The 1,007-nt window shown below is 41.0% G+C and carries 1 protein-coding gene; it reads left to right on the plus strand.

What is annotated here, in order from left to right; translation table 11 throughout:
- Nucleotides 1-471 precede the first annotated feature (471 nt).
- The coding region (locus KPX09_RS05415; protein ID WP_249549323.1) for a biotin--[acetyl-CoA-carboxylase] ligase at nt 472-1,007 on the plus strand (536 nt) is incomplete at its 3' end.

The raw sequence follows: 1,007 nt of genomic DNA on the forward strand, positions 1-1,007 counted from the left end.
GGTATATTACTTGCATGAGCAGTTAGGCTATTAAGTGTGAATTAGAGAAGTGATGGTTCATACTATGATAGCGATTCTGCTGACGGATTCGAGAAGTGCTCGACTTGGTACGACATAAAGTAAGATCCAGATGCGATGATAGAGGGCATCGTGTGGTGGATGGTATTACTGGCGGTTCCTAAAGTACCGTCTTAATTGTTTTAATTCGTGTTCAGCTCAGCGGAATGTGGTCGCCTAACTTACCGTTAGGGTTACTGCTACTGCTGCCATCTTTATGATTATAGAGCCGAGTACACGGAATTATGTAATTTTTCATGTACTGCTTAACATTGGACCAGAAGTTCTTTTAAGAGCTTTAGAAGTGCGGGAGTTGTGCAACAGTGTGACATTATAGTCAGCTTTTCGCTGTTCTATTATTGCAGGCAACATCAGGGGAGAGTAAATTTTACAGCGAGATAATAGAGGCAAGCAATGAAGCCATTTGTAATTCATAGACGTAGCATCAGCCAAAGTACTAACCTAGATGCGATGGAATTGGCGGAGAAAGGCGCAGATTCAGGTACAGTGGTTGTCGCTGATGAGCAAAGTTCAGGTGTTGGTAGGCGCGGCAGACAGTGGTATAGTCCTAAAGGAAATCTATATTTTAGTATTGTTTTAAAAGAGCATTTGCACGTACCGACGCTCTCATTCGCTTGTGCCTTATCCGTGGGGATATCTCTTGAGCAAATTTTTTCAAAACATATAGAAAATTTAAAAATTACAACTCTAAAATACAAGTGGCCAAACGATGTTTTTGCGGACAACAAGAAAATTTCTGGTGTACTATTACAGAGCAAAGTGCAGGGTAGTTCTATACCCTGGATAGTGTGTGGCGTAGGTGTGAACATACGTAATCATCCGGAATATGCGACCTCGATATGCAGCCATATCCCAAATCTCAAATTGACCAATGTAGAGCTATTGGAAGTGATATTGGAAAATCTAGCCAAACTTCTCGATATATATTC

It is taken from the genome of Anaplasma phagocytophilum (assembly GCF_023476575.1).
Classification (GTDB): Bacteria; Pseudomonadota; Alphaproteobacteria; order Rickettsiales; family Anaplasmataceae; genus Anaplasma; species Anaplasma phagocytophilum_A.